This is a genomic window from Streptomyces sp. NPDC002018 (assembly GCF_042890865.1).
Lineage (GTDB): Bacteria > Actinomycetota > Actinomycetes > Streptomycetales > Streptomycetaceae > Streptomyces.
In genome coordinates this window covers 267,358-292,501 of the sequence record NZ_JBIASO010000004.1, presented here as the reverse complement: position 1 = coordinate 292,501, position 25,144 = coordinate 267,358, and the positions used below count along the sequence as shown (strand labels likewise).

General features: G+C 70.4%; 28 protein-coding genes and 1 pseudogene. 25 read left to right on the top strand and 4 right to left on the bottom strand.

Annotated features, from left to right (window positions below; genetic code table 11):
- Nucleotides 1-109 precede the first annotated feature (109 nt).
- The 5 genes from ACFYYH_RS08875 to ACFYYH_RS08855 all read left to right on the top strand — a co-directional run bounded on the left by ACFYYH_RS08875 (nucleotide 110) and on the right by ACFYYH_RS08855 (nucleotide 6,683).
- Nucleotides 110-1,387 carry a hypothetical protein gene (locus tag ACFYYH_RS08875; RefSeq protein WP_388547797.1) on the top strand — a complete coding sequence of 426 codons (1,278 nt, stop codon included), beginning with the start codon at nucleotides 110-112 and terminating at the stop codon, nucleotides 1,385-1,387.
- A 6-nt stretch (nucleotides 1,388-1,393) separates the two neighbouring features.
- Nucleotides 1,394-2,695 carry an MFS transporter gene (locus tag ACFYYH_RS08870; protein WP_388547795.1) on the top strand — a complete coding sequence of 434 codons (1,302 nt, stop codon included), beginning with the start codon at nucleotides 1,394-1,396 and terminating at the stop codon, nucleotides 2,693-2,695.
- Nucleotides 2,696-2,772: 77 nt separating this feature from the next.
- Nucleotides 2,773-4,023, top strand: a complete 1,251-nt coding sequence (locus tag ACFYYH_RS08865) for an ATP-grasp domain-containing protein (protein ID WP_388547792.1) — start codon at nucleotides 2,773-2,775, stop codon at nucleotides 4,021-4,023.
- Between the two features lie 106 nt (nucleotides 4,024-4,129).
- Nucleotides 4,130-4,789, top strand: coding sequence for a hypothetical protein (locus tag ACFYYH_RS08860; protein WP_388547790.1), 660 nt, complete (start codon nucleotides 4,130-4,132; stop codon nucleotides 4,787-4,789).
- Between the two features lie 106 nt (nucleotides 4,790-4,895).
- On the top strand, nucleotides 4,896-6,683 hold the full coding sequence (locus ACFYYH_RS08855) for a type IV secretory system conjugative DNA transfer family protein (RefSeq protein WP_388547787.1): 1,788 nt from the start codon (nucleotides 4,896-4,898) through the stop codon (nucleotides 6,681-6,683).
- A 770-nt stretch (nucleotides 6,684-7,453) separates the two neighbouring features.
- Here the strand turns inward: ACFYYH_RS08855 and ACFYYH_RS08850 are convergent.
- Entirely contained in the window at nucleotides 7,454-8,293 is an 840-nt protein-coding gene (locus ACFYYH_RS08850) for a class I SAM-dependent methyltransferase (protein WP_388547785.1), read from the bottom strand.
- Nucleotides 8,294-8,529: 236 nt separating this feature from the next.
- Between ACFYYH_RS08850 and ACFYYH_RS08845 the strand changes: the two genes are divergently transcribed.
- The 13 genes and pseudogenes from ACFYYH_RS08845 to ACFYYH_RS08785 all read left to right on the top strand — a co-directional run bounded on the left by ACFYYH_RS08845 (nucleotide 8,530) and on the right by ACFYYH_RS08785 (nucleotide 18,426).
- Nucleotides 8,530-9,183 (top strand): hypothetical protein, encoded by a 654-nt coding sequence (locus ACFYYH_RS08845; RefSeq protein ID WP_388547782.1) that lies wholly within the window; start codon nucleotides 8,530-8,532, stop codon nucleotides 9,181-9,183.
- Nucleotides 9,184-9,217: 34 nt separating this feature from the next.
- Complete coding sequence (locus ACFYYH_RS08840; RefSeq protein ID WP_388547779.1) at nucleotides 9,218-9,463, top strand: hypothetical protein; 246 nt, start codon at nucleotides 9,218-9,220, stop codon at nucleotides 9,461-9,463.
- Nucleotides 9,460-10,638: a DnaB-like helicase N-terminal domain-containing protein gene (locus ACFYYH_RS08835; RefSeq protein ID WP_388547777.1), complete on the top strand. Its 1,179-nt coding sequence runs from the start codon at nucleotides 9,460-9,462 to the stop codon at nucleotides 10,636-10,638. The genes ACFYYH_RS08840 and ACFYYH_RS08835 overlap by 4 nt, the downstream gene beginning before the upstream one ends.
- Nucleotides 10,639-10,683: 45 nt before the next feature.
- The gene (locus ACFYYH_RS08830; RefSeq protein ID WP_388547774.1) at nucleotides 10,684-11,268 is read left to right on the top strand and encodes a hypothetical protein; all 585 of its coding nucleotides are present in this window, start codon (nucleotides 10,684-10,686) and stop codon (nucleotides 11,266-11,268) included.
- A gap of 1 nt (nucleotide 11,269) precedes the next feature.
- Nucleotides 11,270-11,452, top strand: a pseudogene (locus tag ACFYYH_RS08825) (DNA methyltransferase); the annotation flags it as partial.
- A 115-nt stretch (nucleotides 11,453-11,567) separates the two neighbouring features.
- The gene (locus ACFYYH_RS08820) at nucleotides 11,568-12,467 is read left to right on the top strand and encodes a DNA cytosine methyltransferase (RefSeq protein WP_388548113.1); all 900 of its coding nucleotides are present in this window, start codon (nucleotides 11,568-11,570) and stop codon (nucleotides 12,465-12,467) included.
- Between the two features lie 156 nt (nucleotides 12,468-12,623).
- Entirely contained in the window at nucleotides 12,624-13,229 is a 606-nt protein-coding gene (locus ACFYYH_RS08815; RefSeq protein WP_388547771.1) for a DUF4913 domain-containing protein, read from the top strand.
- Nucleotides 13,226-13,984, top strand: coding sequence for a glycosyl hydrolase (locus ACFYYH_RS08810; RefSeq protein ID WP_388547769.1), 759 nt, complete (start codon nucleotides 13,226-13,228; stop codon nucleotides 13,982-13,984). Before ACFYYH_RS08815 ends, ACFYYH_RS08810 begins: the two co-directional genes overlap by 4 nt.
- Nucleotides 13,981-14,478, top strand: a complete 498-nt coding sequence (locus ACFYYH_RS08805; protein WP_388547767.1) for a hypothetical protein — start codon at nucleotides 13,981-13,983, stop codon at nucleotides 14,476-14,478. The genes ACFYYH_RS08810 and ACFYYH_RS08805 overlap by 4 nt, the downstream gene beginning before the upstream one ends.
- Entirely contained in the window at nucleotides 14,475-15,137 is a 663-nt protein-coding gene (locus tag ACFYYH_RS08800; protein WP_388547765.1) for a hypothetical protein, read from the top strand. Before ACFYYH_RS08805 ends, ACFYYH_RS08800 begins: the two co-directional genes overlap by 4 nt.
- Nucleotides 15,134-16,540 (top strand): hypothetical protein, encoded by a 1,407-nt coding sequence (locus ACFYYH_RS08795; RefSeq protein WP_388547763.1) that lies wholly within the window; start codon nucleotides 15,134-15,136, stop codon nucleotides 16,538-16,540. Before ACFYYH_RS08800 ends, ACFYYH_RS08795 begins: the two co-directional genes overlap by 4 nt.
- A gap of 70 nt (nucleotides 16,541-16,610) precedes the next feature.
- Nucleotides 16,611-17,450: a winged helix-turn-helix transcriptional regulator gene (locus ACFYYH_RS08790; RefSeq protein WP_388547761.1), complete on the top strand. Its 840-nt coding sequence runs from the start codon at nucleotides 16,611-16,613 to the stop codon at nucleotides 17,448-17,450.
- Nucleotides 17,451-17,577: 127 nt separating this feature from the next.
- Nucleotides 17,578-18,426 (top strand): DUF317 domain-containing protein, encoded by an 849-nt coding sequence (locus ACFYYH_RS08785; RefSeq protein WP_388547758.1) that lies wholly within the window; start codon nucleotides 17,578-17,580, stop codon nucleotides 18,424-18,426.
- A gap of 194 nt (nucleotides 18,427-18,620) precedes the next feature.
- Here ACFYYH_RS08785 and ACFYYH_RS08780 read toward each other — a convergent pair whose 3' ends face one another.
- The 3 genes from ACFYYH_RS08780 to ACFYYH_RS08770 form a co-directional block, all read right to left on the bottom strand.
- On the bottom strand, nucleotides 18,621-19,412 hold the full coding sequence (locus ACFYYH_RS08780) for a hypothetical protein (RefSeq protein WP_388547755.1): 792 nt from the start codon (nucleotides 19,410-19,412) through the stop codon (nucleotides 18,621-18,623).
- A 94-nt stretch (nucleotides 19,413-19,506) separates the two neighbouring features.
- The gene (locus ACFYYH_RS08775) at nucleotides 19,507-21,108 is read right to left on the bottom strand and encodes an ISL3 family transposase (RefSeq protein ID WP_388547752.1); all 1,602 of its coding nucleotides are present in this window, start codon (nucleotides 21,106-21,108) and stop codon (nucleotides 19,507-19,509) included.
- Between the two features lie 62 nt (nucleotides 21,109-21,170).
- The gene (locus ACFYYH_RS08770) at nucleotides 21,171-21,476 is read right to left on the bottom strand and encodes a hypothetical protein (RefSeq protein ID WP_388547749.1); all 306 of its coding nucleotides are present in this window, start codon (nucleotides 21,474-21,476) and stop codon (nucleotides 21,171-21,173) included.
- Between the two features lie 1,255 nt (nucleotides 21,477-22,731).
- On the opposite strand from ACFYYH_RS08770, the gene ACFYYH_RS08765 reads away from it, so the two are divergent.
- The 7 genes from ACFYYH_RS08765 to ACFYYH_RS08735 all read left to right on the top strand — a co-directional run bounded on the left by ACFYYH_RS08765 (nucleotide 22,732) and on the right by ACFYYH_RS08735 (nucleotide 25,083).
- A complete protein-coding gene (locus ACFYYH_RS08765) occupies nucleotides 22,732-23,013 on the top strand; it encodes a DUF317 domain-containing protein (protein ID WP_388547747.1) in 282 nt (93 codons plus the stop codon).
- Between the two features lie 57 nt (nucleotides 23,014-23,070).
- Nucleotides 23,071-23,241, top strand: coding sequence for a hypothetical protein (locus tag ACFYYH_RS08760; RefSeq protein ID WP_388547744.1), 171 nt, complete (start codon nucleotides 23,071-23,073; stop codon nucleotides 23,239-23,241).
- Nucleotides 23,238-23,537 (top strand): hypothetical protein, encoded by a 300-nt coding sequence (locus ACFYYH_RS08755; RefSeq protein WP_388547742.1) that lies wholly within the window; start codon nucleotides 23,238-23,240, stop codon nucleotides 23,535-23,537. The genes ACFYYH_RS08760 and ACFYYH_RS08755 overlap by 4 nt, the downstream gene beginning before the upstream one ends.
- Nucleotides 23,516-23,791, top strand: coding sequence for a hypothetical protein (locus tag ACFYYH_RS08750; protein WP_388547739.1), 276 nt, complete (start codon nucleotides 23,516-23,518; stop codon nucleotides 23,789-23,791). Before ACFYYH_RS08755 ends, ACFYYH_RS08750 begins: the two co-directional genes overlap by 22 nt.
- A 49-nt stretch (nucleotides 23,792-23,840) precedes the next feature.
- Nucleotides 23,841-24,053 (top strand): hypothetical protein, encoded by a 213-nt coding sequence (locus tag ACFYYH_RS08745; RefSeq protein WP_388547736.1) that lies wholly within the window; start codon nucleotides 23,841-23,843, stop codon nucleotides 24,051-24,053.
- 94 nt (nucleotides 24,054-24,147) lie between these two features.
- Entirely contained in the window at nucleotides 24,148-24,477 is a 330-nt protein-coding gene (locus ACFYYH_RS08740) for an esterase (RefSeq protein ID WP_363080150.1), read from the top strand.
- Nucleotides 24,478-24,852: 375 nt separating this feature from the next.
- The gene (locus tag ACFYYH_RS08735) at nucleotides 24,853-25,083 is read left to right on the top strand and encodes a hypothetical protein (RefSeq protein WP_388547734.1); all 231 of its coding nucleotides are present in this window, start codon (nucleotides 24,853-24,855) and stop codon (nucleotides 25,081-25,083) included.
- The last annotated feature ends 61 nt before the right edge of the window (nucleotides 25,084-25,144 follow it).

Genomic DNA, 25,144 nt, shown 5'->3' with positions numbered 1-25,144 from the left:
CGTCTACCACTCATCTCCGGCCGGGCCAAACCGCGGAACCTCCGGATCCTCTTCCTGACCGTCCGACCACCGGGCTCGCGCCCGTTACTCACCGTTCGAGGTAGACGCCGTGCTCGCACGCCTGCAGCGCTATGGCCACACCGCCGGCCTGCTCGCCTATCTGTACAGGCCGGGCGAGCGCGGCCAGCACATCAACCCTCGCCTGATCACGGGTGACTGCCACGACACCCCGGTCGAGGTCCCCGCGCAAGGCGACGCTCTGCCGTACCTGGCCCGCGCCCTCGACGCGCCCGTCGAACGCCTCGGCACCCGGGCACCCGGGCACCCGGTGTGGGTCTGCTCGGTCCGTGCCGACCCCCGCCACCCCGACCTGACCGACACCCAGTGGGCCAAGGTCGCTCACCGCATGGTGATCACCACCGGCATCGCCCCGCACGGCGATCCCGACGCCTGCCGCTGGATCGCCCTGCGCAACCAGCCCCACCGGGTCTACGTCGTGGCCACCCTCGCCCGCGAGGACGGCAGCCTCCACAACACCTACCGCGACGCCTTCCGCGTCCAGGCCGAATGCCACCGCATCGCCACCGAACTCGGCCACCTGCCCCCATCCCCACACCCAACACCCCGCTTCCAGGAGTTGCGCGTGCCTGCCCCCAATATCACCTTCAGCATCGAGCCCAGCGGCAGCGTCACGGCCAAGGGCGCCAGCGACAACCTGTCCGCCGCGCTCCTCACCCACGCCGGCTTCCGCCAGATCGAGGACTGGTACGGCCGTCGCCACCGGCTGCAGACCACCACACCCCAAACTGACCGCGCCTCCGTCGCCTCCCACGCGGCTGAGATGCTCCGCGCTGCCCGGTACAGCGTCGAGCTGGATCCCGCCCTCGACACCAGCCGACTGACCACCCCGGCCGACCCGTACGGGGCCTATGTCGCCGGAGCGCAGGTCCTGCGGCTGACGGACAACATCCGTGGTGCCGCGAACGCTGCCGAGGCCGCCCATGCGGTCGACCAGCTCCTCGATTCGGCCGACGGTGTTCTGGTCCGGCTTCAGGAGGCCCTCGAAGCCGCCGGGGAACAGGTCACCGACCTTGACGACGATGCCTGGGAACTCGCCGACCGCTTGACCGCCGCCTCGGAGCAACTCGCCAGCGTCGGCGAGGAACTGGCCGGAACGGCTGCGGAGATACGCATCCTCGACAGCCCGCCGCAACGGGAGAGCAGCGACCGGTCCAGGACCGCCGCCCACAGCGCGGGCGCCGTCGCCGGCGCGGCCCGCGCCACGTCACCCGCTTCGGCCAACGTGCCGCCCACGCTTTGCGCGTCGGTGCCCGCGTCCATCACGCCCGCGTCGCCCTCGCAGGGCCCCAGCCCGCGGACCCGGTGAACCGTGATGCTCTCCTCCCGTTCCTCTTCACCGGGCCTGACGCGTACCTACCTCATCCGTGCCGCTGATGGCCTGGCGAGCATGACTACCTCGTACGCGATCCCGCTTCTGGTGCTCCTCACCACGAACTCGACCACGCTGACGGGCGTCGCGTTCGTTGTGCAGTGGGTACCGCGCCTGGTGTCCTTCTCGTTCGCCGGGTCGCTCGTGGACCGGTGGGGTGCCGGCCGGGCCTTCCGTACCGCCAACCTCGTCCGGGCCGCCGTGGTCGTGGTGGTCGGCGGGGTGCTGCTGGCACTGCCCGCGACCGGTACGGCGACCACCTGGGTCGTCATGACCTTCGGGTCTGTGTGGGGGCTGGTGGCGGAGGTGTCCTTCGTCGCGGTCGAGACCCTCGGCGCCGCAGCCGGCCGCCGGCCCGGTGAGCGGGCGCACCGGGTTCAGGCGGTGCAGACGGGTATCGACCAGGGTGCCCTGCTGCTCGGACCGCTCCTGGGTGGTCTGGTGCTGCTGGCCGGTCCGCCCGTGCTGATGGCGGTCATCGCCGCCCTGGCCGTGACCGCGGCGGTCGGTGCGCGGGGTCACGGTGTTCCGGTGGATCACCGTCCGGTTCCCAGCAGCCTGCTGACCGGCTGGCGGACCCTGCGCCACATCCCGGCGCTGGCCTGGCTGGTGGGCGGTCTGGCCGCCTCCAACCTCTCCCTCGGCGTCCTCCAGGCCGCCACACCCATCACCGTGATTCACCAGTACCACCGGTCCGCTGTGGACGTGGGTTGGATGTGGAGTCTGGCGGCCGTTGCGTCCCTGATCGCCGTCTGGGCCGCCCACCGTGCCATCGGCCGCTGGCAGGTGTGGCCGGTCGGCGCGGCAGCCGCCGCCCTCTCCACCGCGGCGTGCCTGGCCATCGCTTTCGTGCCCGGCTTCCGTTCTTACACCGTGGTGGTCGCGGTGCTGATGGCCGCCGACGGTGTGCTGACCGTGGTCCTGCGCACGCTGCGCGGCCGTCTCATCCCCGCCCGCGCGTTCGGCTCCACCCTTGCGGTCACGATCATCCTGCTCCTCCTGCCTTTCCCCGCCGCCGGAATCCTCATTGCCGCCGTGCCCGCCGCCGGCCTTCCTCACCTGCTGCTGGCGTGCGCCGTGGTCCAGGGCGTCGTGCTGGGCGCGTGCTTCGCCGGCCTGCGCCGACACCGCGCCGAGGGCAATCCACCGCCGTCGCCGGTCCGCGCATCCGGCCCGGCCCCAGCTCACACGGCTCCGGCCGATACGCAGGCCAGCGATCCCGCCGTACCGGTCGATACCCCGTGAACACCCTCACACGACCGCGCCCCCGGCCGGTCCTCCTTCACCTTCCTGCCCAACTCCCCTTCCACGGAGGCCTTTCCATGTCACGGTCCACCCTTGTCGCTGATCCGGTTCTGATCGTGGTCGGTGGTACGGACCCGGTGCTGCGCGGCTACTGCATGGAACAGACTGCCGCCGCGTACCCGGTCGCGCTGATCGACGCCAAGCCGCCGACCTGGCAGCAGGACCTGGTCGTCGACCACGAGGTCGCCGACCCCCGCGACCCCACATCGGTGATCGCCGCCGGACTCGCGCTCGCTGAACGCCACACCATCGCCGGAGTCCTGACCTGGGACGAATACGCCCTCGTCGCGACCGCGCACCTCACCGCCCGGCTCGGGCTGCCGGGCAACACGGTCGCGTCGATGAACGCCTCCCGGGACAAAGCGGCCAGCCGCCGTCACTTCGCCCAGCACAACGTGCCGTCCGCGACATCCACCCGCGTGCATACCCTGCCGGAGGCGACCGCCGCCGCGCACCGCACAGGCTTCCCTGTCGTGCTCAAGCCTTCTTCCCACGCGGGGAGCATCGGCGTCATCCGTATCGACAGCCCCGAAGACCTCACGGCCGGGTGGGAGTTCGCTGTATCCGGGGCCGGGGAGCAGGGGCGGGAGGGCAGCGGCGTACTGGTCGAGGAGTATCTGGACGGGCCGGAGATATCCGTGGAGTGCGTCACCCAGCACGGCGTGACCACCGTCATCGCGGTCACCCGTAAGGACGTTGGCTTCGCGCCGTACTTCGAGGAAGTCGGTCACACCGTCACCGCCGGCGACCCGCTCCTGCCCGACGTCGCCCCGGTCGCCGCCCGCGCGCTGCGGGCCCTCGGTGTGACGGACGGGGTGCAGCATGTGGAGATGCGCCTGACCGCGACCGGGCCGAGGATCGTCGAGGTCAACGCGCGTATCGGCGGCGACATGATCGGCGAACTCGTCCGTCTCGCCGCCGGCCTCGACCTGCCCCGCATCGCCGCCGACATCGCCTGCGGAAACGCCCCTGACCTCACCCCTACCGCGCACACCACCGCCGCGATCACACTGCTCTATCCCCCCGTCGCCGGCACCCTCACCGCCCGCCATCTCCCGGCCGTACCGGGCCCGTCACATCCGTGGCTGCACCAGGTGACCTGGCTGCGCGACATCGGCGACCAGGTATGTCTCCCGCCCACCGCACTCCCCGGCGCCGCCCGCATCGGGTTCCTCATCGTCACCGCCGACAGTCCCGGTGACGCACGCAGCCGCTTGGCGTCCATCACCGAACAGCTCACCCTGGCCGTCGAGCCCCACGCCGCCTGAACCGCCGCCGGCCCGCAACCGCCCCGGGCCAGGAGGGCTCCGCCGCGCTCCTCACCCTCTCGGCATTACCCCCACACCCACAGCCCGTACCGACCAAGGAGGACCCGTGCCCGAGTTTCACCCGACTATCGGCGACGCGATCGGCGCCGCCATGGCCCACAACATCCGGCTCGCCCACAGCAATGAACCCACCACAGCCTCACCACCCAACAGGCCCGCCCCATACTCCGTGCCGGGAATGCTCATCCGTCTCACCGAGACCACCGCACCCGCCGATGTGGCACGGATGGTCGAGGAGATCACCAGCCCTCTCTTCGGAGCCCTCCCCCAGGTAACGGAACTCGTCGCCACCACCGCTGACTGGACCCGGTCGCGGCTGAACTTCGACAACCCCTTCCACAACCCGGTCTTCGAGGTGTGGCAACGCCTCGCCGTCTGCACCCAGTTGCTGCGGGAAGCGGCAGAGGAACTGGACGACGCCTACGCCGGAATCGCCGCGTGCCCGGCCGCCCTCAGCGACCCGAAACACCAGGACATGGTCCACATCCTGCGCACCCGGGAAGGCAACGACGACACCTTCCCGGCACCCGGCGCCCCTGCCGAGTCAACTGCTGTCGGGCGCCCACACGCCGAGCCCAATCAGCAGCGAGCCGCCGACGCCGCCTCCCCCAGGTCCGCCGCCCAGGGTGTCACTCCCTCCGCCGCTGTGCGTACCGAAGCCCAGCCGCCGGCGGCTTCACCGATCCGGCCTCCCCGGACCCGATAGCCCCTCTGCCCGACCCGCCTGAACAGGAGACACCCGTGATGACCAGTACAAGAGCGCCGCGCGCACCGCCCCCGTCCGCTGCCCGCCGCCAACTCCTGGATCTGCCATGCCCGCTCCGCGTACCCGCGCGCCCTCGGCCACCACCGGGACCGACGCGCTCCTCTACCTCCTCTTCGGCGTTCTCGGCGCCGCCATGGCCGTCGGCTCGCTCGCCTGGCTGACCGGCAACCTCACCAACTCCCTTGCCGGTACGGGCCCCTGGGTGCCCTTCGCAGCCACCGACGCACTACTGCACCCCCACGAGCTGTGGCCCCACCTGAGCCCCGGTGCTCTACTGATCGGCGCCCGGATCGTCCCCGGTCTACTCGCCCTCTCCCTCACCGTCACCGGGCTGGTCCTGTGGGCACGGTGGCGGGGTCCACGCAACGGCCTTGCCCGCAAGGCGGATCTCGCGCCACTGCTGGACAAAGAGATCACCGCCAAGGCAAAGAGCCTGCGGCCGACCCTGGCCAAGCTCAAGACAAAGGAGATCGCCCCGGCGGACCGGGGGATCCTCGTCGGGACTCTCTCGCCGGGACGCGCCGAGGTCCGCGCCTCCTGGGAGGACGTTCTTGTCGCGATCATGGCGCCGCGTTCCGGCAAGACCTCCGGTCTCGCGATCCCCGCAATCCTCGCCGCGCCCGGCCCGGTCCTGCTGACCTCAAACAAGGCAGCCAACGACGCCTTCACCGCCACGGTCGACGCCCGCGCCGAGGTCGGCACGGTGTGGACGCTCGATCCGCAGCAGATCGCCCACCATCCACGGGAGATGTGGTGGGACATCCTGGCCGACGCCCAGGATCTCGCCGGGGCGAAGCGTCTGGCCGGGCACTTTGTCGCGGCCAGTGTGGACGAGTCCAGCGGCTCCGACTTCTGGTCGACCGCCGCCAGCAATACCCTCGGCGCGCTGTTCCTGGCCGCCGCCGGCCACCACCGCCCGATCACCGACGTCCTGGCCTGGCTCGCCTCACCCGCCGACCGCACCCCGGTGGACCTGCTCACCGACGCCAGCCACGACGCGGTCGCAGCCCAGCTCCAGGGCACGGTCAGCGGCGCCACCGAAACCCGCGACGGCATCTACGAGACCGCCCGCCAGTACGCGAGCTGCCTCCTCGATCCCGATGTCGCCGCCTGGGTCACCCCCGCCAAGCATCTTCCTGAGTTCCGGCCCTCCGCGTTCGCCACCTCCCGCGACACGCTGTATCTGCTGAGCAAGGATGGGGGCGGCTCTGCGTCGGCGATCATCGCGGCGGCGGCCGACGCGGTGATGCGCGCGGCCGTGGTCGTTGCGGAGCGCTCGGGCGGGCGGCTGGACCCGCCCGCGCTGTGCGTCCTGGACGAGGCCGCCAACGTGTGCAAGATCTCCGATCTCCCCGACCTCTACTCCCACCTGGGCTCCCGGGGTGTCATCCCGATGACGATCCTGCAGTCCTACCGGCAGGGCCAGAAATGCTGGGGCGAAGCCGGGATGGATGCCTTGTGGTCCGCCGCCACCGTCAAAATCATCGGCTCCGGCATCGACGACAGCGACTTCGCCGACCGGTTGTCCCGACTGATCGGCGACCATGACGTCCAGACCACTTCCGTCTCCACCAGCGACAGCGGCAAGTCGACCTCCGTGAGCATGCGTACGGAGCGGATCCTGCCTCCGGACGCGATCCGCGCGCTGCCCAAGGGGCGGGCGCTGCTGTTCGCGACCGGTATCCGAGCGGCCATGCTGGACCTCCGGCCCTGGTACGACCAGCCTTCGGCGAAGACGGTCGGCCCGGCATCCGCCCGCGCGACGCAGGCGATCACCGAGCGGGCCCTCGCCAAGTCCCCGGGCCGCCGTGACGACTTCGGGCTGTCGGCATGAGCGTGTGGAACGCCCCCGCCGCCGACCGCGTGGCCGCCCTGCGCGATCAGGCCGTGCGGTACGGGGAGGAGTCCGCTGCCGGGCTCTCGGATCTGGAGCTGCTGAACGCGGCGTACGAGTCGGTCCTGCGCGAACAGATCGACACCCGCGACCGCTACATGAGCCTGCTCACCTCCCTCCGCAAGCACGACGACGGGGTCCGCACCGCCGCCACCAGCGCGTTCAGGGAACACGCCGACCGCTACGCACAGCACGCCGTACGTCAGCACATGCGCCCGTTCGACGCCCTTCTCTACCGCGTCGAGCAGCTTCCCGACCGGCCCGGCCCCCAGCAGATGGACGGGCTGCGCTCGGCAGCCCTACGGGTGCGGTTGGAGCTGAAGGAATCCGGCCCGGCCGAAGACCTCATCGCCCCCGAGGACGCGCGGCACACACTGCGGACCCTGCGGCATGTCATCGGTGTGCTGGAAGCCCGGGAGGGACTGGACGCGTCCGAGGTCCTCGGGCTGGTCAAGAACGCGCTGAACGACGAGACGCTGATCGATCTGTTCACCGTCGCCGACCGCGGCACACCCGTACCGGCCCCGGAGCCGTCGGCCCCGCCGTTCGCGGGGCCGGGCTGGAGTGACCTGGGCGGCTTCTGGGCCTACCAGCCGAACGACTCGGGCGCTCAGCAAGCAGTGCGCCTCCTGAGCGGAGCCATCACAAACTGGACCTTTTGCCCCTCGTGCTCTGTGGCCACGGAGGGTGTCACGGTGTGCCAAACGGCGTCACCGCCGATGCGACACCGCCAACTCGATGAGATACCGCCTGGTCACCCGACCGCCGTATCGCCCGTCGATCAGGTCCGCGATGCACCCCAGCAAGCCGTTCCTGGCAGCTTCTGCAAGAGCACGGTGACCGGAGTAGGTCTGAAGCAGCCTCAGATACTCCGACGTGGTGTACGTAAGGTCCCGTTCGTAACGGCGGAAGACCGTGGGACCAAACGCACCGCTCCGCACGACCTCCTGGGCGTGGTCCGAGCCGTCGATGTCGGCGGCTTCCGGAGGCCGAAACCCAGGCGGCGTGTCCGGATCGAACCGCTCATAGCAGCGCTGCACCTCGACAAAGAACTCCTCGGTACCACCCCTCACATGCTGGGTCCGCACCACAGCGAGCGCCCCGCCCGGACGCAGCGCCTCGGCAGCCTTCGCCATTCTTACCGCCGGGTCGATCCAGTGGAAAGCGGTCGCTGCGAAGACCACGTCGAACGAATCCTCCGGAAGAGGCCAACTCTCGAAGTCTGCCGTAACGATCTCTACCCCCGCGGCCCCGTTCAGGTTGCGGCGGGCGACTGCGGCCATACTCGGTCCTGCCTCGACGGCCGTGATCCGACAGCCTCGCTCGGCCAGCGGCACCGTGGCCTGCCCGGTCCCGCAGCCGATCTCCAGTACTCGGCTACCCGGGCAGGCACCGGCGAACTCCGCAAGGTCGTCATACAGCTCCGACGGGTAGCCGGGCCTGGTCTGGTCGTACAACTCCGCATCTTCATCGAACGTCTGGCTCAGGCGCACTCGCCGGGATTCCTCAGGCCGGTCGTCACGCTTCGCGTGCGTGGTGTTGGCGGGCATGCGGAGCAGGCTAGGCGATGCCCATCCGTCCATGCACGGAAATAACGGCCTCAACTGCCCCGGGCATCCGCCACACCGTCTCGCCCCAGCAGCACGACAGCGCCTGGGCAAGCCAGCACTCGCACGTCCGGGAGATGTTTCCCGCAGCCGACGTCGAAGTGGGGACATCCCCAGCGCCGGCCACCTCCCCACCTTGCAGCAACCCATGAGCCGATCCGTCAGAAATGGAGCCTGCCATGCCCACCACATACCTCGTCACCCATTCGAGCGAAGTGCAGAGAAGCACGGGTCAGTACAAAATCCGGCCGATCAAGGAGAAGGTCCGCGAGCTGCTCGGCCGTCCCCACCCGCAGCGCATCCCGGCGGGGATGTTCGTCGAGCAGTGGATCGGCATCAGTGTGGACGAGTTCCACCGGGCCAAGGACGCCGACGTCGCCTACATGAAGAACCGTTTCCCGCTCATCGAGCGGGGCCTCTCCCGCGCGGACTGCCTGCGGATGCTGCGCTCGCACGGCTTCGGCAACACCCCGAAAAGTGCATGCCTGGGGTGCCCGTACCACGGCAACGCCCAGTGGAGGGTCCTGCGCGACAGCTCCCCGGACGAGTGGCGCGACGTCGTCGAGTTCGACGCCGCGATCCGTACAGGCAACGCGCCGACGACCGCCGAAGGCAAGCCGCTGCTGGGCCAGGCGTTTTTGCACCGCAGCCGCCGGCCCCTGGACCAGGCGCCGATCGACCATGTCACCGCCCACGAATGGTCCGCCCGCCAAAGCGACGTCTTCAACGCCGTCGCCGATACGGAGCTGGAACTCGGCGAGCCGGAAGGCTGCTCGCCCTGGTCGTGCCGCTCCGGCGTCCCCACCCAGGCCGACCTCAACCTCACGGCCTGACTCCCCATCCCCCTGCACGGTCCCGGAGTTCCTCATGTCCTCACCCATCCCTTCCCTCCCCACTCCGCACTCCGTACGGCTGGCCGGTTCGCCAGCCGTACGGCGCGACGGCCGGTGGTGGCTGATCAGCGGTCCCGGTTCGGTCCTCGCCGCCGACCCGGTCTTCACCGGGGAGCTGGACCGCTTCGCCACGGCGCTCGCCGCCGCCGACCAGGCCGTCGCCGACCTCCTTGACGAGCAGCACGAATCCCCCGCCTCCCCTCCACGGGGGCAGCGGTGAATCCGCTGCTGCGCGCCGAACAGGCGGTCCTCGGCGCTGTTCTCCTCGACCCGGACCAGCTCGGGCGCCTGGGCTGGCTAGCGCCGGAGCACTTCTCCCGGCCGGTCCACCGAGCCCTGTTCACCACGATGCGCACACTCCACACCAACGCCCACCCCGCAGTGTCAACCAAGGCGAAGGCAGTGGTGCCGCTGTCGTGGGTGACCGACACGGTCGCCGAGGCGAGCCGCCATGTCCGCGGACTCACCGCCCCCTACGCCCACGCCTTGATCGCGGCGTGCCCCCGCTCCGGGAATGCTCCGCTGTATGGCCGTATGGTGCTCGAAGGCGCGATTCACCGCACCGTCACCGAACACGCGGTCCGTCTGCACCAGGCCGCGCGCGCCGACGCCCTGCGGGGCGATGTCGAGGGCGCACTGCATCAGGCGGATGTTCTGGCCGGGGTGCTCGGCGATCTCGCACGCCGCTGGGGAACCGAACCACGCCCACAAGCCCCCACCACACCGCCCGCCACCGCAGCCGCCGAGCCCGCGCTCGCCGGTACGGACGACGCGGTCGAGGACGAACGGTTCCTCCTGGCGGTGCTGACCGAGCGGTCCGGGGCGATGGATGAGGTGGTCGGCTGGCTGCGGCCGGTCGACTTCGCGGACCCCGCCCACGCCCACCTCTACCAATGTCTGGGCGCGCTGCATCACCGCGGTGAGCCCATCGACCGGATGACACTCCTGTGGGAGGCGCAGCGGCGCGGTCTGCTCGCCGACGGCACACTGACCGCCGAGCAGCTCGCGGGGATCTGCGACGGCGTGGGTGCCGGGAGCGCCGAGTGGCTCGGCGAACAGGTCATCCGTTCCTCCCTCACCCGCACTGCCGCCGCCACTGCCCGTACCGTCCGGGCGCTGGCCGAGGACGAAACCTTGGCCCCGGGGCGGCTCATCAGCCATGCCCTGTATGCCCTCGGCCCGCTCGACGAGGTCCGTGCCCGCTGGCAGAGCGCATGCGATGTCCCTGGGCCAACGCCCGCCCCCGCGCCCACCGCCACCGACACATCCCCGCCGGTCAGGGTCCATGCCGCGCTCGCCCGCAGCACACCGCAACCACCGTCCCGGCCCTCGCAGCGCCCCGGCGCTCCGCCCACGCCACCGGCCGGGCGCCCCTCCTCACGGACCCCCGTCTGAACCACCCGGCCCGGTCCGTCTGCCTCTCACCCTTTGGAGCACTTCATGGCCAACACCCCTACCACCGACGCGCTGGCCTTGCGTGACATGGCGTCGTCGTTCGACGCCCAGCGCGGCCGGCTGCCGGTGCTCGGCGACGCGCACCGCTCACCTGAACCCACGGCCGTCTGCCGCCTGATCGCTGACCTCGGCGAGCTGACAACCCAGTTGAGTGACGAGGTCCTGACCCGCGCCACCGCCCCGGACCGGGCGCCGCACAGCCACGAGGTGATCACCGCGTTCGCCTCCGCCGTCGAGCCCGCCGGCGAGGCCGTCACCGCCCTGGGCGCCGTGAACCACCAGCTCGCCGTCCTGGCCCAGACCGAACCGTCACACGACCACCCCTGGGTACGCGAAGCCCGCGAATCGGCCGTCCACGTCATAGAAGACGCGCTCGCCACCGCCAACAACGCCCTGCACGACGCGGCCACCTGGCTCCACGCCGCCTCGACAACACTCTCGCCCCCGTCCGTACGGCTCCGGGCCGCCCTCAGCCGGTCCCACACCACCGCCAGCACAACACCGCCACCGGCTCCCGCGAAGACAGCCTCTGCGACAGCGGGCCTCCCGGCGTCCGTACGGGGCCGATGACGTGGAGACGAATGCCTCGCACGGTCCGCTGATCGGATCGCTGTGCTCCGGGTACGGGGGCCTGGACCTGGGCGTGCAGGGCGCCCTCGGCGGCCGGGTCGCCTGGCACGCCGAGACCAGCCCCGACGCTGCCCGGATCCTGGCCCGGCAGTGGCCTGACGTGCCCAACCTGGGCGACATCAGCGCCGTCAACTGGGCCGATGTCGAGCGGGTGTGTGTCCTGACGGCGGGTTTCCCGTGTCAAAGACGTCTCGGTCGCCGGCCGCCGGGCCGGACTCAACGCCCGTACCCGCTCGGGGCTGTGGCTGCACGTCGCCCGTGCGGTCGAAGCCCTCCGTCCCTGCCTGGTGGTGATCGAGAATGTCCGCGGACTCCTCACCTCGCCCGCCGGTTCCCCTGGCGACGTGGAATTCTGCCCGTGGTGTCTGGGAGACACCCCAGATCAGCCTCCTCTGCGGGCACTTGGTGCCGTACTCGGATCCCTGGCCGACCTCCGGTACGACGCTCGGTGGCTCGTGCTACGCGGCTCCGATGTCGGAGCCCCGCACCGCCGCGAGCGGACCTTCCTCACCGCCTGGCCCGCCGGACCCACTCCTCAAGACCCCGACGAGCAACATCGGCAAGAACGGCGGCTCCCAGCACCCCGCGAAACGCAAGAGCGGCGGCCATGGCCCGAGTCTCGCGGACGAGGTGGAGTGGCTGCTGCCCACGCCGAAGGCGTCGGACGGGATCAAGGGTTCACCGAACCAGCGCCACGGCAACGGCGACATGACGCTCCCCTCGGCAGCGGCCTCGCTGCTGCCGACACCCCATCGGGACCGCACGGGCATGCCTGGCCGCAGCCCGGGGAGCAGCCGACGTCCGCAGTTGTCGGCGGACGTCCTGCCGCTGTGGTCCGAGACGAGCCTGGAGACCGGGGAGCCGACGGCCTGTGGGGACCGTACGGCGCCGCGGTCACCCGATGGGAGACGCTCACTCGGCCTGCACCGCCGCCTACCGACGCGGGCGGACGCCTGCGTGCGGAGTTCGTCGAGTGGATGCAGGGGCTCCCATCCGGCTGGGTCACCGGCACCCGGGGACTCGGCCGGCCAGCGCAGCTCACCGCCCTCGGCAACGGCGTCATCCCCCAACAAGCCACCCGTGCTATGGAATTGCTGGCTCCGCCATTCCCGCGCTGCCCCCGCTGCACCACGCCGTAGCGGCCTCCTACCGCCTTTTCCCGGCCGGGCCAAATCCCGGAGTCCGCGGATCCTCTTCCCCATGCCGCCTTCGAACCGATGGAGCACTGCCGTGAACTGCAGAAGAGCGCCGAGCACCCCGTCCCGCCCTGCTCGCTCTCACTTCTTGGATCCGTCATGTCAGACCCCAGCACGGCCACCCCCGAACCCGACTTCCGTGTCCCCGACGAGGATCTCGACGACCTCGCCACCACGCTCGCCCGCACCATGGCCGAGGTCCGCCACCACGGCGTCATCCTCGACCGCCTCGGCACCGAACCCCCCACCGAGCCCGCGGCCCGGCCGACCGCCGAAACCGTTCCCAGTGCCGAGGACACTGGCGCCGGACAAGGTGATGACGGTCCGGCGTCCGTGTTCATCCTCGCCCTCGACGGCAAGGCGTACGTCACCGAGCTGGCGGCGCTCACCGACTGGGTGAACTACCTCTTCCTGCCCGTCTACGGCCGGGAGATCAGCACGACCCGTCCCTGGTGTGACCAGTGGCACGAGCATCCCGAGGCCGTCGCCCGCCTGCACGCCCTCTGGCTCGCGTGGCAGCAGCTCACCGACGCCGAGGCCGGCCTCTCCGGTCCCTCCACCTGGCACCGCGACCACCTCGACCACACCCTGGCCCACCTGCGTGCCCCGGACGGGCCCTTCGCGGCCTGCACCACCAGCCCAACACGCCCCAACCACCGCGTCCTTACCACCCCGGCGCCCGAGACAGCCGGGGCGGTCCGGTGAGCACCGAAACCGACTTCCGCCTCGACGGATTCGAGCCCGCCGACACCGCCTCCGCAGACGCCGAGAGCAGCGTGTGGGCCGGGGACCTCGCGGTCCTGGCCGAGCACCACACTCCCACCGGATCGCACAGCTACCTCATCGCCCACGACCTCTCGGTGACCTGGGGCGTACCGGGCCAGCCGCAGCTCGTCTCGGTCAGGATCACCCGGGATCCGCGCGCCGGTACGTTCACGTTCGAATCGGCCCCGCACGCCGGCCTGGCCTTCGCCCAGGGCTGGCTGATCGAACGCGGCTGCCCGCCCGAGCCCATCATCCCGGACCGTACCGGCGTCGCACCCGCGGACGACCTCACCGTCCAGGCCGAGCAGAGGATCCGCGACTCGGTCGGCGACTACGAGGTCCTGCACACCTATGCCTCGCACGACTACCCGTACGAGGCGTGGACCATGGTCCATGACCAGCGCGCCGTGCACGATCCGGTCAGGGTCTTCCTGGAAACCAGCAGCCTCGGCGCCGATACGTACACCCTGCGCGAGGGCGCGTTCGCCGATGAAGAAGCGGCGATGGACTGGCTGTTCTACCGCCACGGCCCCTTGCCGGAGCCGCCGGAGTATCACGCTGATGCGGCAGCTTCGCGCACCCGTGCTGCCCTCACCCGCTCCTCCGGCTCGGTGCCTTCGCAGACCGACGCGAGCCGTGGCGCCGCGCCGGCGACGAGCCCAGCGGTACGGACGTCGTTGCCGAGGCCGTTGTGAGCCGCGCCCGCCTCGCGTTCGCCGCGCACCCCGACGCCCTCACCGACCTGCGCCAACTCCCCGACCCCATCCGCGACCAGGCGCTCCTCCATCTCCAGGACCTCGTCCACGGGGAGCGCGTCGCGAAGCGCCTTGAGGGGCGCCTCGAAGGGTTCCACAAGGTGTACCTCGGCGCCGGCACCGTCTTCGCCTCCCACCGCCTGGTCGTCCAGTTCCGCCCCGCGCCACCAGATTCCCGGTATGCCCGCGAGGTGTACCTCGTCGCGGCCGGATCCCGCGAGGACTACGCCGTCTACCGCACCGCTCAACTCCGGACCCACCGCACCGGCCTCAACCGGCCCGCCGACACTGGCACTGCCACCGAGGCACGCGTTCGAGCGGCCCGCTCCCGCTCCCACCACACCGGCAAGCAGACCCCCGTCACGTCCGCCGCCACGCCTGTGGCGCCCGTCCGGCTCGCATCCGCCGCCGATCCCCGAAGGGCCCTGCGATGAGCGCCGACCGCACCTCTCTGACGCGCGCGGAACTGGCCGGGCTGCTCACCGACACAGCGCAGAGCATCTCCGGCATCCTGAGCGCCGAGTACCCCACCCCCGCCGGCCGGTCCTACCTGCACCCCGTCCTCGGTGCGCTGTCCGCGGGGCCCCGGGTGATCGGCGAGCTGAACGACCGGCTCGAAGAGTTCTTCGACGAACCCCTCCCGGCCACCCCCGCAGGGCTGTTCACCCTGGCCTCCTTCGCCTCCGCACTCGGCTGGCTCACCGAGTCCCTCGCCGAACTCACCACCTCGGTCGACCAGATCTGCACCCGCGCCGGCCTCCCCGCCACACCACCGGACCCGGCCTCCATCCCGCCTGCCGCCGCCGAACCGGCCGAGTCAGGCTTCCGGTTCAGTGTGCTGGAGGTGGCAGCCATCCGCACCGCTGCCGAAGCGGCCGGCCTCACCCCCGGCGCGTACGTCCAGGTGCTGTCCCAGGCGTTGCTCGCCGCTTCCCGTATCACCGACGCGTGTACCGAGATCTCCAGCGGGCTGCTCGAAGACGCCCAGTACGTGCTGGGCGAAGCGACGGACCATGTCCGGCTCGGCGACGGCCCCGGCAGCCTGCCCACCCTCGTCCGCACCCTCCTGGCCCGGATGGAGACGGCCGAATGAACCCCCACGACGCGGCCAACCGGCCCGGAGCCCACCTGGTCGCCGAGGAGTTCGGCGTTGAGGACCCCTGGGCGCTGAGCAACAACCGCCCGCTGAGCGATCCGCTCGGCCTGGTCGGCCAGGCCGGCAGGATGGTCGTCGAGGCCGCCCGCGACGTCGACGAGCTGCACGGCGAACTGACCCGCGCCGCCCAGTCCGCCGTCGCACTGCTCGAACCCGTCGGGCGTGGCGAATTCGGCGGTACGCGTGTCGCCGATGCACTGCTGCGCACCGCGGTCCCGCAGATCGGGCAGCTCATCGCGCGCCGGGGTACAGCCCACGAGCGGCTCGCCCAGTCCATATCCACGTACCGTCGTCTCCTGCCCGAGCCGAACGCCGTGCAGCCCTCGAAGGCGCCGGTCCACGGCCCGAACAAGGAACAGGACTCCGGCCGGGACGATGACTGGGCCATCTCGGGTGACCGCCGGCTCGGTGCCCTTGAAGCCGTGGAGGCGGGCGGGCTTCGATTCCACCAGAGCGGGGTCCACGGCTACATCTATCTCTCCGACGGTCGGGGCCCGCGCCCCATCCCAGAGGTCTGGCCCGAAACCGTCCAGCGGCTGGTCGCCGACGGGCTACTGAACCAGGACACCAGCGAGGCACTTTACCGGCCCGGACAGCTCCTCTCGCTCACACCGCAGGGCGAAGCGGCCCCTTCGCGACGCACGGACGGCCACGCCGCGCATGTCCGCCGCCCTCAGCCGCAGCAACACCGTGGCGATCTCCGGCGCCACCGCCGATCCGGCTGCCGCACCCGCAACCAGCGCGGCCACCAAGCCTTCCCGTTCCCGCTGATCTCCCCCCAGGAAGGGACGTCCCCCATGTCCACCGTGATCTACGCCCGCCGTCTGGTCGAGCACCGGTACGGCCGCCCGCTGGAAGACCTGCGACGCGGCAACGCCTCCGGTCACTTCTACGACCCGGTCCTGCCCGTCCTGCTGCGACGCCTCGGCGGCCTCACCCGGACCGACACCGAGGCCCGATCTGCACGCCATGATCTCGACGCGGCCTGGCAGCGCTACCGCACTGCGGAGCACGGCCTCGACGACCTCGTCCTGCGCTACGCCACCCGCCTCGCGGACCTGGAACGGCAAGAGGCATCGCAGGCCGAGGCCCTCTGGGACCTCCTCGATGTCCGCCTTCTGCTGGAACAGTCCACGTACCACCCCGCCTCCGCCCGGCGGACACACACCGCGCCAGACACCGACGAGCTGATGGCCGCCGCCCGTCAGGTCGCCGCCCGCCTGCCCCGGCTCAACCGCGACACCCTGCGCCAGGCCCTGCACGACCACGGCATCCACGCCAGCAACCGCCGCCTCGGCGCCGTCCTCCACCGCCTGCGCACCGAACGAACCCACCTGTAACAGGTTCTCGCCCCGGAGCCCGACGCGTCACCCTCACCGAACTTTCCCTACCGCATGTGGAGTTACCGCGATGACCACCGCCTCCCACTCCGGCCTCTCCCTGATCGGCTCCGTCGACGCCCAGCGGGTGGAGCAAGCCCTCACATTGATCGCGCCCAGGTGGACAACCTGGACAGCGCAGACGCTCGCGCAGGACGGCAGCCCCATGCGTGTGCGCGATGTCGCCGCGCAGCTCCCGTTCATCCGTCTCAACCTCGTCAGCAAGCGCCTGTTCCAGATGCACGCGGACGGCCTGGTAACCCGTCCCGATACACGTTTTGGCGCCCCGTACCAGCTCAGCGCGCTCGGCCAGTCACTCGCACCGGTCCACCATGCCCTCTCCGAGTGGTCCCAGGCCCATATTCCGCTCGGTACCGCAGCCGGTGCCGAGCGCGTCGAAGACGCCGTACGCCGTCTGTACCTGCGCAACACGACTGCGATGATCCAGCTCCTCGACACCGCCAACGGCCCCATGCGGTTCGCCCACATCGCCGAAGAGACCGGGCTGGACAACGGCCTCGCCTATTACCGGCTGCACCGACTCCAGCTCGACGGGCTAGTGACCCGAACCGGACCGCGCCACGGCGACCCCTACACCCTGACCGAAGCGGGCCAAGCCCTCGGTCCGGTCTATGCCGCCGCCGAGCACTGGGGTAATCCGGCCGTCACACCGCGTCCTACCCCTGTTCCTACCGCGACGGCCACCCGCACCTACACCGAGCCACGTGCGCAATCCCAGGACATACGGGCAGCGGTGGCTCTGCGGCGGACCACGGCCACGCCAGGCGGACTGTTCAGCCACGCGTCACCGCAGCAACCACAGGTCCCGGCGACGGTCACCGCCCACTCCGCCCCGCGCCGAGGCCGGTGATCCGCCATGGCCCCCACCGCCAGACCGGCATCCCGTCCGTCCCCACCAGCACCGTGCCCGCGCGCCGCCCTGTCATCCGCTTCCGGCCGCGCGCCGGCCGGTGCTCCTGCCTCCAGGAACCCTCAGCGTGAACAGCCACCCGTCAGGCGAACCCTCACCCGACACCAACATGCTGGTCTTCCCCGTCTACCTCGCCGGTCACGGAGACACCACCGCCATCCACGAGCCCCTATCCGCCACCCTCGGCTGGGGTACGGCGAAGACCGACACCGGGCTGGTGTTCACCAGTCCGCGCGGGGACACGCTGGTGGCCTCGGTTCCCGAAAGCCGGTACGGGGGCTGGAAGGTCACCCAGTACCGCGAGCCGCTCGGCATGCCGGTCTGGTCGGCCGCCTTCAGCCAGAACACCCCGGCCGAGATCACCTCGGCCTTCACCCGCGCCCTCGCCGAAGGGCTCCCCAGCAACCACCGCGACTTCCTCCATGGCGGCCCCCACCACCGTCACACCAGCCCCGCCCGCACCCTCGCCGACCGCGGCTGGCACACCGAGGACACCGCTGCGTACCTCTACCAGTACGCGCCGGACGGGCACGCCTACTTCCGCCTGCGCAAGGACCACCTCGACGACTACACCGAACTGGAGGGCGGGGGACCCGCGCAGTGGGCGATGTACGGCTGCGTGGAGCGCGTCAACGGCGAACGCTGGCACGCCGACTTCACCAGCGCCACGCCCCTCTACCTCGTACACGAAGCCGCACTCGCGCTCAGCAGCACTGACCCCGTCGAGCGCCCGCTCCACGCCATCCCCGAGCGGAACCTCCCGTACGTCACCGCCCGGCCGGCCAACGCGGGCCCCGATCCACGCCGGTTCGCCGCTCTCACCCGCACCACCAACGCTTCGCTCAGCGGCCCTGCCGCACCCGCCGCCCCGCCTGCCCGCAGCACGCCCGCGCCCGCCGCGCCGCACCGCCGCTGACCGATCCTTCCGGAGACACCGTGCCGTACAACCGAGACCCCGAGCGGTGGCGCCAATACCACATCACTCTGCGCTACCTCGCCGGATCGACATTTACCGGTGGCTTTGTCCACGAGAACGGGTTCTGGCTCAACTTCCGTGATGCAGCTACGCTCAGTAATTGGCCGGGGCTGGGGCCCTCCCCGATCACTGAGTCAGAACGGCGGTTCTTCGGCGTAACCACCCGCCCAGGAATCACGTTCGGCTATGCGACGGGACCGAAGCTCGCGGGCGGTCAGGTCGTCCGCGTTCTCCGGGCCGCTCGTGTCATGTCCCCACGCTTTCAGCGCGTCGAAGACACGGTCGCGCTTGTAGCGGTCCTTGCTGGTGGCCAGCAGATTGCGGGCTCGGTCGGCCAACTCTCCTCGGTGCAGAGCGAGAGCGGGGTGCTCCACCAAGGGGATGGCGGCAATGACGGCTGTGGCGCGTACCTCCGCGTCGTCGTTGCCGAGGAGAGGCTGGACAGCGGAGTAGAGCACTGGACGCAGGTCGCGAAACGCTCGCATCTCCTGGTAGTCGTCGAGAAACTCTTTGCCGCAGTGACGTTCGCCAGCGGCCACGTTCTCGTCGTCGGCGTCGTAGGCGGTGCTGCTGAGCCAGTCCAAAAGTGCCGCGCGGGTGGGACGACGCGGTGCCCGGTTCGCATCCTGGCTGTAGTCGCCTGCGGCGGTGGCTGGATGGTTGAGAATGGCTGCCACGTACAGCGCTACGGGCACGGTGGCTTCGTAGATGCTGTTCTGGTGGGTCACTGCCCCGAGGGCGTCGACGACGGCCGCAGCTCTGATGCCCGGATCGGGATCCAGGAGGCGTGCCAGCGCCGCCGGAAGGGTTTCGCCTGTCCCGCACGGGGTGGCCAGTGACGCCCAGTCCGTCTCGTCCAGGAACGTTTGGTGATGCGGGAGCTCGTCCGGCAAGGCGGCGTCGGTTTGACTAGGGCTGTCGGTCACAAGCCGAAGCTATAGCGTTTTCGAGTGAGCGGTGTACTTGTGTTGTCGCAGCCCACTCGATGCCAGCTCCCACGCGGGTCCGCGTGCCCTGTGGTCACGCCAGCAGCACGCGCTTGCGTAGAAGTTGAAACCCTGCGCGGCCGAACATCTGGCGTTTGAGCATCTTGATCCGGTTGACATGACCTTCAACGATGCCGGAGTTCCAGGGCAGAGTGAGACCGGCGATGACGGCGTCCCGGTCGCGTTCGATCCCGGCGGCGAGGGTGTGGAGGCTGGGCAGGTCGTCCTGACGGACCGCGTCGAGCCATTCCGGGAGGCGCTCGCCCTGGCGCTCGGTGAGCATGACGGCGAAGGAGCGCACGTGCCGGGTCAGAGCGTCGAGTTCGGGGCAGTGGGTCAGGACGGTCTTGAGCTGGAGATGCTCGGGCTCCGACAGCGTCGTGGGCCGCCGGAGGATCCAGCCAGCGACGGTGCGGGGCGACGGCGGCTGCGCGGTCACGGGCCGGGGAGAGGTCCGCTTCCGCCGCAGGTAGGCGCTGACGCGCTGGTAGCTGCCTTGGTAGCCGAGCGGGACGATCCCCTCCCAGAGCTTCCAGGCGTTGGTGCAGCCCTCGTTCCAGCGGTCGTCGAGGTAGGGCTTGTACTCGTCCAGGACGGACGGGCGGCCCTGCCACTGGCCCCGAAAAAGCTCCTCCGGACTCGCGGTGTCGGCCAGGGCCTTGACCGTGCGCCAGGTCATGCCGAGCTGCCGTTGGACGGCGCGCTGGCTGTGCCCCGCGGCCAGTAGGGCGTGCACCTCGGCGTGCCGGGCCCGGGTCCGGTCGGCGAACCGGTGGCCTGTCGGCCAGGGCTGATCCACGTTCTCCTCTCGGTCTGCGGATTCGACGGTAACGGCGCTGCTGGCCATAGGAGTTGTGGCATGCAGGCGCTGTCGGTGGCGGGCGACTGCCCGCTCGGTCGCTTCGCTGAGGTTGTGCCACAGGTGCCAGCGGTCCGCGACCTGGACGGCCTGCGGGGCTCCGGCGGTGGCCCCCTCAGCGAAGAATGGTGCGCGGTCGCGGCAGACGACCTCGACGCCCGGCCGCTCGGCCAGCCAGGCCGCCAGGCTCGATGCCTCCCGGTCGGGCAGCAGGTCCACTGGCCGGCGGGTCTCGATATCGACCAGCACCGTCCCGTAGGTGTGGCCCTTGCGCGTGGCGTACTCGTCGACGCCCACCACCCTCGGGGCCGGCGGCTGCGGATCGGGAAGCTCCCCGACCAGCCGCAGCACCGTGCTCCGGCTCACCGACACCCCGAACACTCCGGCCAGCCGGGCACCGGCCCGTCCGGCCAGCGCCAGGCCGACCGAGGCGAGCGTGGCCCGCAACTGCTCGGTCCACCGGCCGTGGCGCCGCGTCAGCCCTTCGATCTGCTCGACGAAGGTCCGCCGCGCGCACGACGAGTCGCCGCACACGAAGCGCCGTACCCGCAGGCTCAGCCGGACCCGTCTCCCTCCGACCGGACCGTCGACGGGAAACCGTAGGTAGGAGCTGTGCACTCGGGTCGACCACCTCCCGCACCCCGGGCAACCATGACCCACCGCGACGGACTTGACGCGTACGTTCACCGACTCGATGTCCACGTCGGCCGACAGCACCGTGACGCCCGCGGCCGATGGAAACAGCAGCCCCTCCAGCCGGGGCACCAGATCATCCACGGTCCCGCACTGTCAGCCACCACAACCCGGCCGCTGGCGAATTCCGGGCAACTTCCCGACACCTACCGCACCGGCACGTCGTCACTCACCGTGTGCAGACCACGGAAGTTGAGCCAGAACCCGTTCTCGTGGACAAAGCCACCCACCGCCATCCCCGCCCCAGCCATATCGCCCGGGGGCATCCCGCACGGCTCCCAGCCCCTGACCTTGTTCGGGGCGCCGCCAGAACTCCCTTGCCGGAACAACGCGTCGACCGACAAGACGTCCAGGCCGTCAACGGGATCTCGTCGATCGACGGGAAAGATCTCCGGCAGCGCGGGACCGGGCTGCGCACGGGGACTGGCTTTCCGCAGGCCGACCAGGTCCATCGGCGCCCTGTTTCCAGGAGGACCAGAAGTGTAAGGCCCCCACTCGAATGACCTACACCCGCTGGCTCCAAGCCATGCCCAGCTCGTCGTCAAAGCACACGAGTGACCAGCCCTGACGCGCTTCCGAGAGACGTCCACGATCGTCCAGAAGCCCAGTCTCTGAAGTACCCAGCCAAGTACCTCGCGTTACATTTTATGTGTCGCAATTCGTGAAACTCACTCCGCGGTTTCCCAAGCTTCGTTAGTGTGAGTGACACCTGACATGTCAGGCCGGTACGAGAGAACGCGCCAAGGTTGTTAACTGCTCTCCACTTGCCCAACGTGCCCCGTTGTAGTGGGGCACGCGCAGGAGAGGGGCGGAGTTGTGCCGAGCACCCGTTCGCAGCGGGTGCCCGGCACAGATGAGAGCAATCTGCCTCACAGATCATGGCTCTCAGTTCCTGGGGTCTCGGGCGCCCGCGGGCCGCTAGCTGAAGATCTTGTTCACCAGGAACTGGATCAACAGCCAGACGGCCCAGCGTCCGAGGCCCTTCTTCGTCGCTGACGTGTCCTGCGGCGCCGCATGACGCGGCCTGCTACGACTCATGTCCACCTCTCATTCGCACGGCACCAAGGGCTCGGCGTGTGCCGACGGTGTTGCATGCCGAGCGGGCGAGAGGTGAGTGACGCCAGCTCGACAACACGCTACGTCACATCGGGTGCACGCGGGGCAACTTGGCCATAATCACCTCGGGCGAATCACATCTGAGGGCCCCAAACAAAAGGCCGCTAACACGTAGTTCAACGAAGCGCCGCGACGCGGGAAGAGACCAGCCACCGACGCCCACCAACGGCGTCCCGCACGGGGTGTTTTCTCACGACGCCCAGGCTCTGGTCGGTCGCCGTTCTACCTGCACCGCCCACTGGCCGTCCATGACCACAGCGATGCCGCCCGGCGTCCACGCCTGCCCGTACGCACGGCACCTGCGCCCCAGCCGGGCGCCTCTCATACCGGTGTGTTCGGCCGCATCGTCACTCCGGCTCCCATACGGCACGCCGTCGACGATGGGGTCCCCAGCCTGGCCGGACGCCTTCGGCGGCCATTTCGCCCACGGCAGACACCCTCCCCCGGGGAAACGACTACGTACATTGGCGCACCCCATGCCAACGTACGGCCGTCGGGAAAACCCGCAGGTCAACGAAGGGATCGTCTCACCGTGAACACCTCCAGCATCCTCCTGCCCGATGTCGTCCGCCCCGCCGTGGAAGACGGCGCGTGGCTCTCCAGCGACCACTGCGCGGGCCCCGTCCTCGACCTGCTCGGCGGGCTCGGCTGGGCCGTTGTCGACACCCCGGAGGCCAACGTCACTGCACCAGCCCGGACCGGCGCGTCTACGTCGGCTGGCTGCCCGAGGACCCGTCCGCGTGGAAGCGCGACATCGTCTGGCAGGTCAGGGTCGTCCCCGCCGGAGGAGAGCCCTGGGTCCAGGAGTTCGGCCCTGACACGCCGTCCGTGGCAGTCGCCGGATTCATCGCCGCCGTCGCCGCCCACCGCTGACTCCGTCTCCGCACCGCCCTGATCCCGAACAGCACCGACTGACAGGAGGTTCCGATCATGCGCATGCTCTTGGCCACCCGCCCCGGCTACCGCCGCAAATGCGCCTACGCCCGACGCTGCACCTGCTTCTACCTACCCGGTCAGTACGGCCGCCGTACCAAGACCGTGCGCCGTCGCACTGCCCGCCGTGCCGAACGACGCCAGTGGCAGCGCGACTTCGCCGAATGACCGCGCACGCCTACGGCTCACCGAACCCGGCCGACCGGTTCCAGCCCATACACCGCGAGGAATCCACAACGCCCTTCCGCTCCCGGGAACTCCACGACCCCGTGGTCGGCACATCCCCGGCCCGCCTGGTCAAGGACGGCCTGGTGGTGCTGGAGACCGAGAACGAAACGCTGCCGATGCACTCCTGCCGGCTGTTCGACCGGCCCCGCCCCAATTGCTCGCTGGTCCGGACGTCGAACCGACCGGACCCCACCCCGACCGAGAGGAACCCCCGTTGCCGCACCGCGCTCCGCTGACCAACCACCACGCCGACGACTCGATCTGCCCGTCCGAGCACAAGCACACCGTCACCGGCAAACCGCTCCACCCCGAGTGTCCCGGCCGCTTCTACTCCCAGGCCGTCTGCTCCTGCGGCACCTGGGAGATCAAGCACCCCGGCAAGGGCTACGTCAACGAATGCCGCAGACGGCACCTCGCCACCCACCAGAAGGAGGAGGACGGCGCCGGCCCGGAGGTGCTGCGCAACCTGCTCGGCCTCGACCCGCAGTAACACCGCGCCAGCACACCCGTCCTGCCCGCCCCGCTCCTGGAGGTTCCCCTTGCCGCAATACCTGACCGTCGGCCACCTCGTCCGCCAGCTTCAGAACGTGGACCCCGGCCTGCCGGTCCGGCTCGCCGTCAACCCCGACTGGCCCTTCACCCACTTCATCGCTGCCGACGTGATCGAACGGGACGGCGTGGTCTTCATCGCCGAGGACGGCCAGGAGGGATATCTGCCCGCCCCCGTCCGCGGCGCCCTCGCCTGGAACTGACCCGGCCCCACGTCAACACGACCAGGAGACCCGTATCCCGCCGCCACACCGGCCTTCCCCGCCGCGCCCGCTGCACGGTCTCGCCCTGCGGCCCATGCCGCCGGGCGTATGCGGAGCGCTCGTCCACCGCGTCTCCGCCGTCCCTGACGGCCCGCTCGACGTCATCTGGCTCCCGGCGGACGCCCCGCAACTTCCTCCCGGCCGTATCCGCCTGCACTGGGAACCCGCCTCCTCCGCAAGCTGGACCATCACCGCCCACCTGGGCCTGCCCGCCACCGAGGTCCTCCTCGCCACCTGGCCCAACACCCCCGGCACCTGGCCGCACCTGGTCCGCCCCACCCTCTACGAGGTGACCGGCCTGTGCGCCGCCCTCGGGGTGGCCACCGCCGCCCTGGACCTCTCCAACCGCCTCGCCAGGACCTGACCGGCACTCCACAAGGGCCGCCCCGCGCCGACCGGCACGGGGCGGCCCGGCCCTCGCCGTATCCCCAGCCACCCGGACGGTACGTACGCTCAACGCTGAGGAAAGCAGGAGGAGACGACGGCCGATAAACAGCCATTCCGGGGTACCCGGAGGCCGCCGCCCACCTGGGCATCGCCGTCCGGGCCGCCCGCAGCCGCAAAAGCCGGAGAACCCCGCCCGTACCCGACGACACCAGCGTGCCCGACCGGCCCCGATGGAAGCCCGCCACCTTCCAGAACCGGAAGCCGCTCGGCCGGAGATTCCGCAACGACCTGCACAGCACGGAGAAGTCTCATTCCGGCTAATCTCCGTCCCGGCCCCCGTAGGCTCACGCTCATGACCGACGCCCCGATGCCGTCCCCGCCGTTCCCCTCACCCGACAGCACCGTGCTCCGCGTGATCGTCGGGAACGCCATCGCATCGGTCGAGACCGGCGAGGCCACCGTGCACGAGGCGATCCTTAATGCCGCCGTCCACGGCTGGTACGAGGGCCACATCCAAGGGGAGGACGACTGCCCCGGCTGCGACTTCCGGGGCCAGCTCCCCAAGCACAGCAACCGCGGCTGACCGCCGTACAGAAAAGAGGAGTGCCCATAACCAAGCCATTGAACTCCTCGGTGTTTGGCGA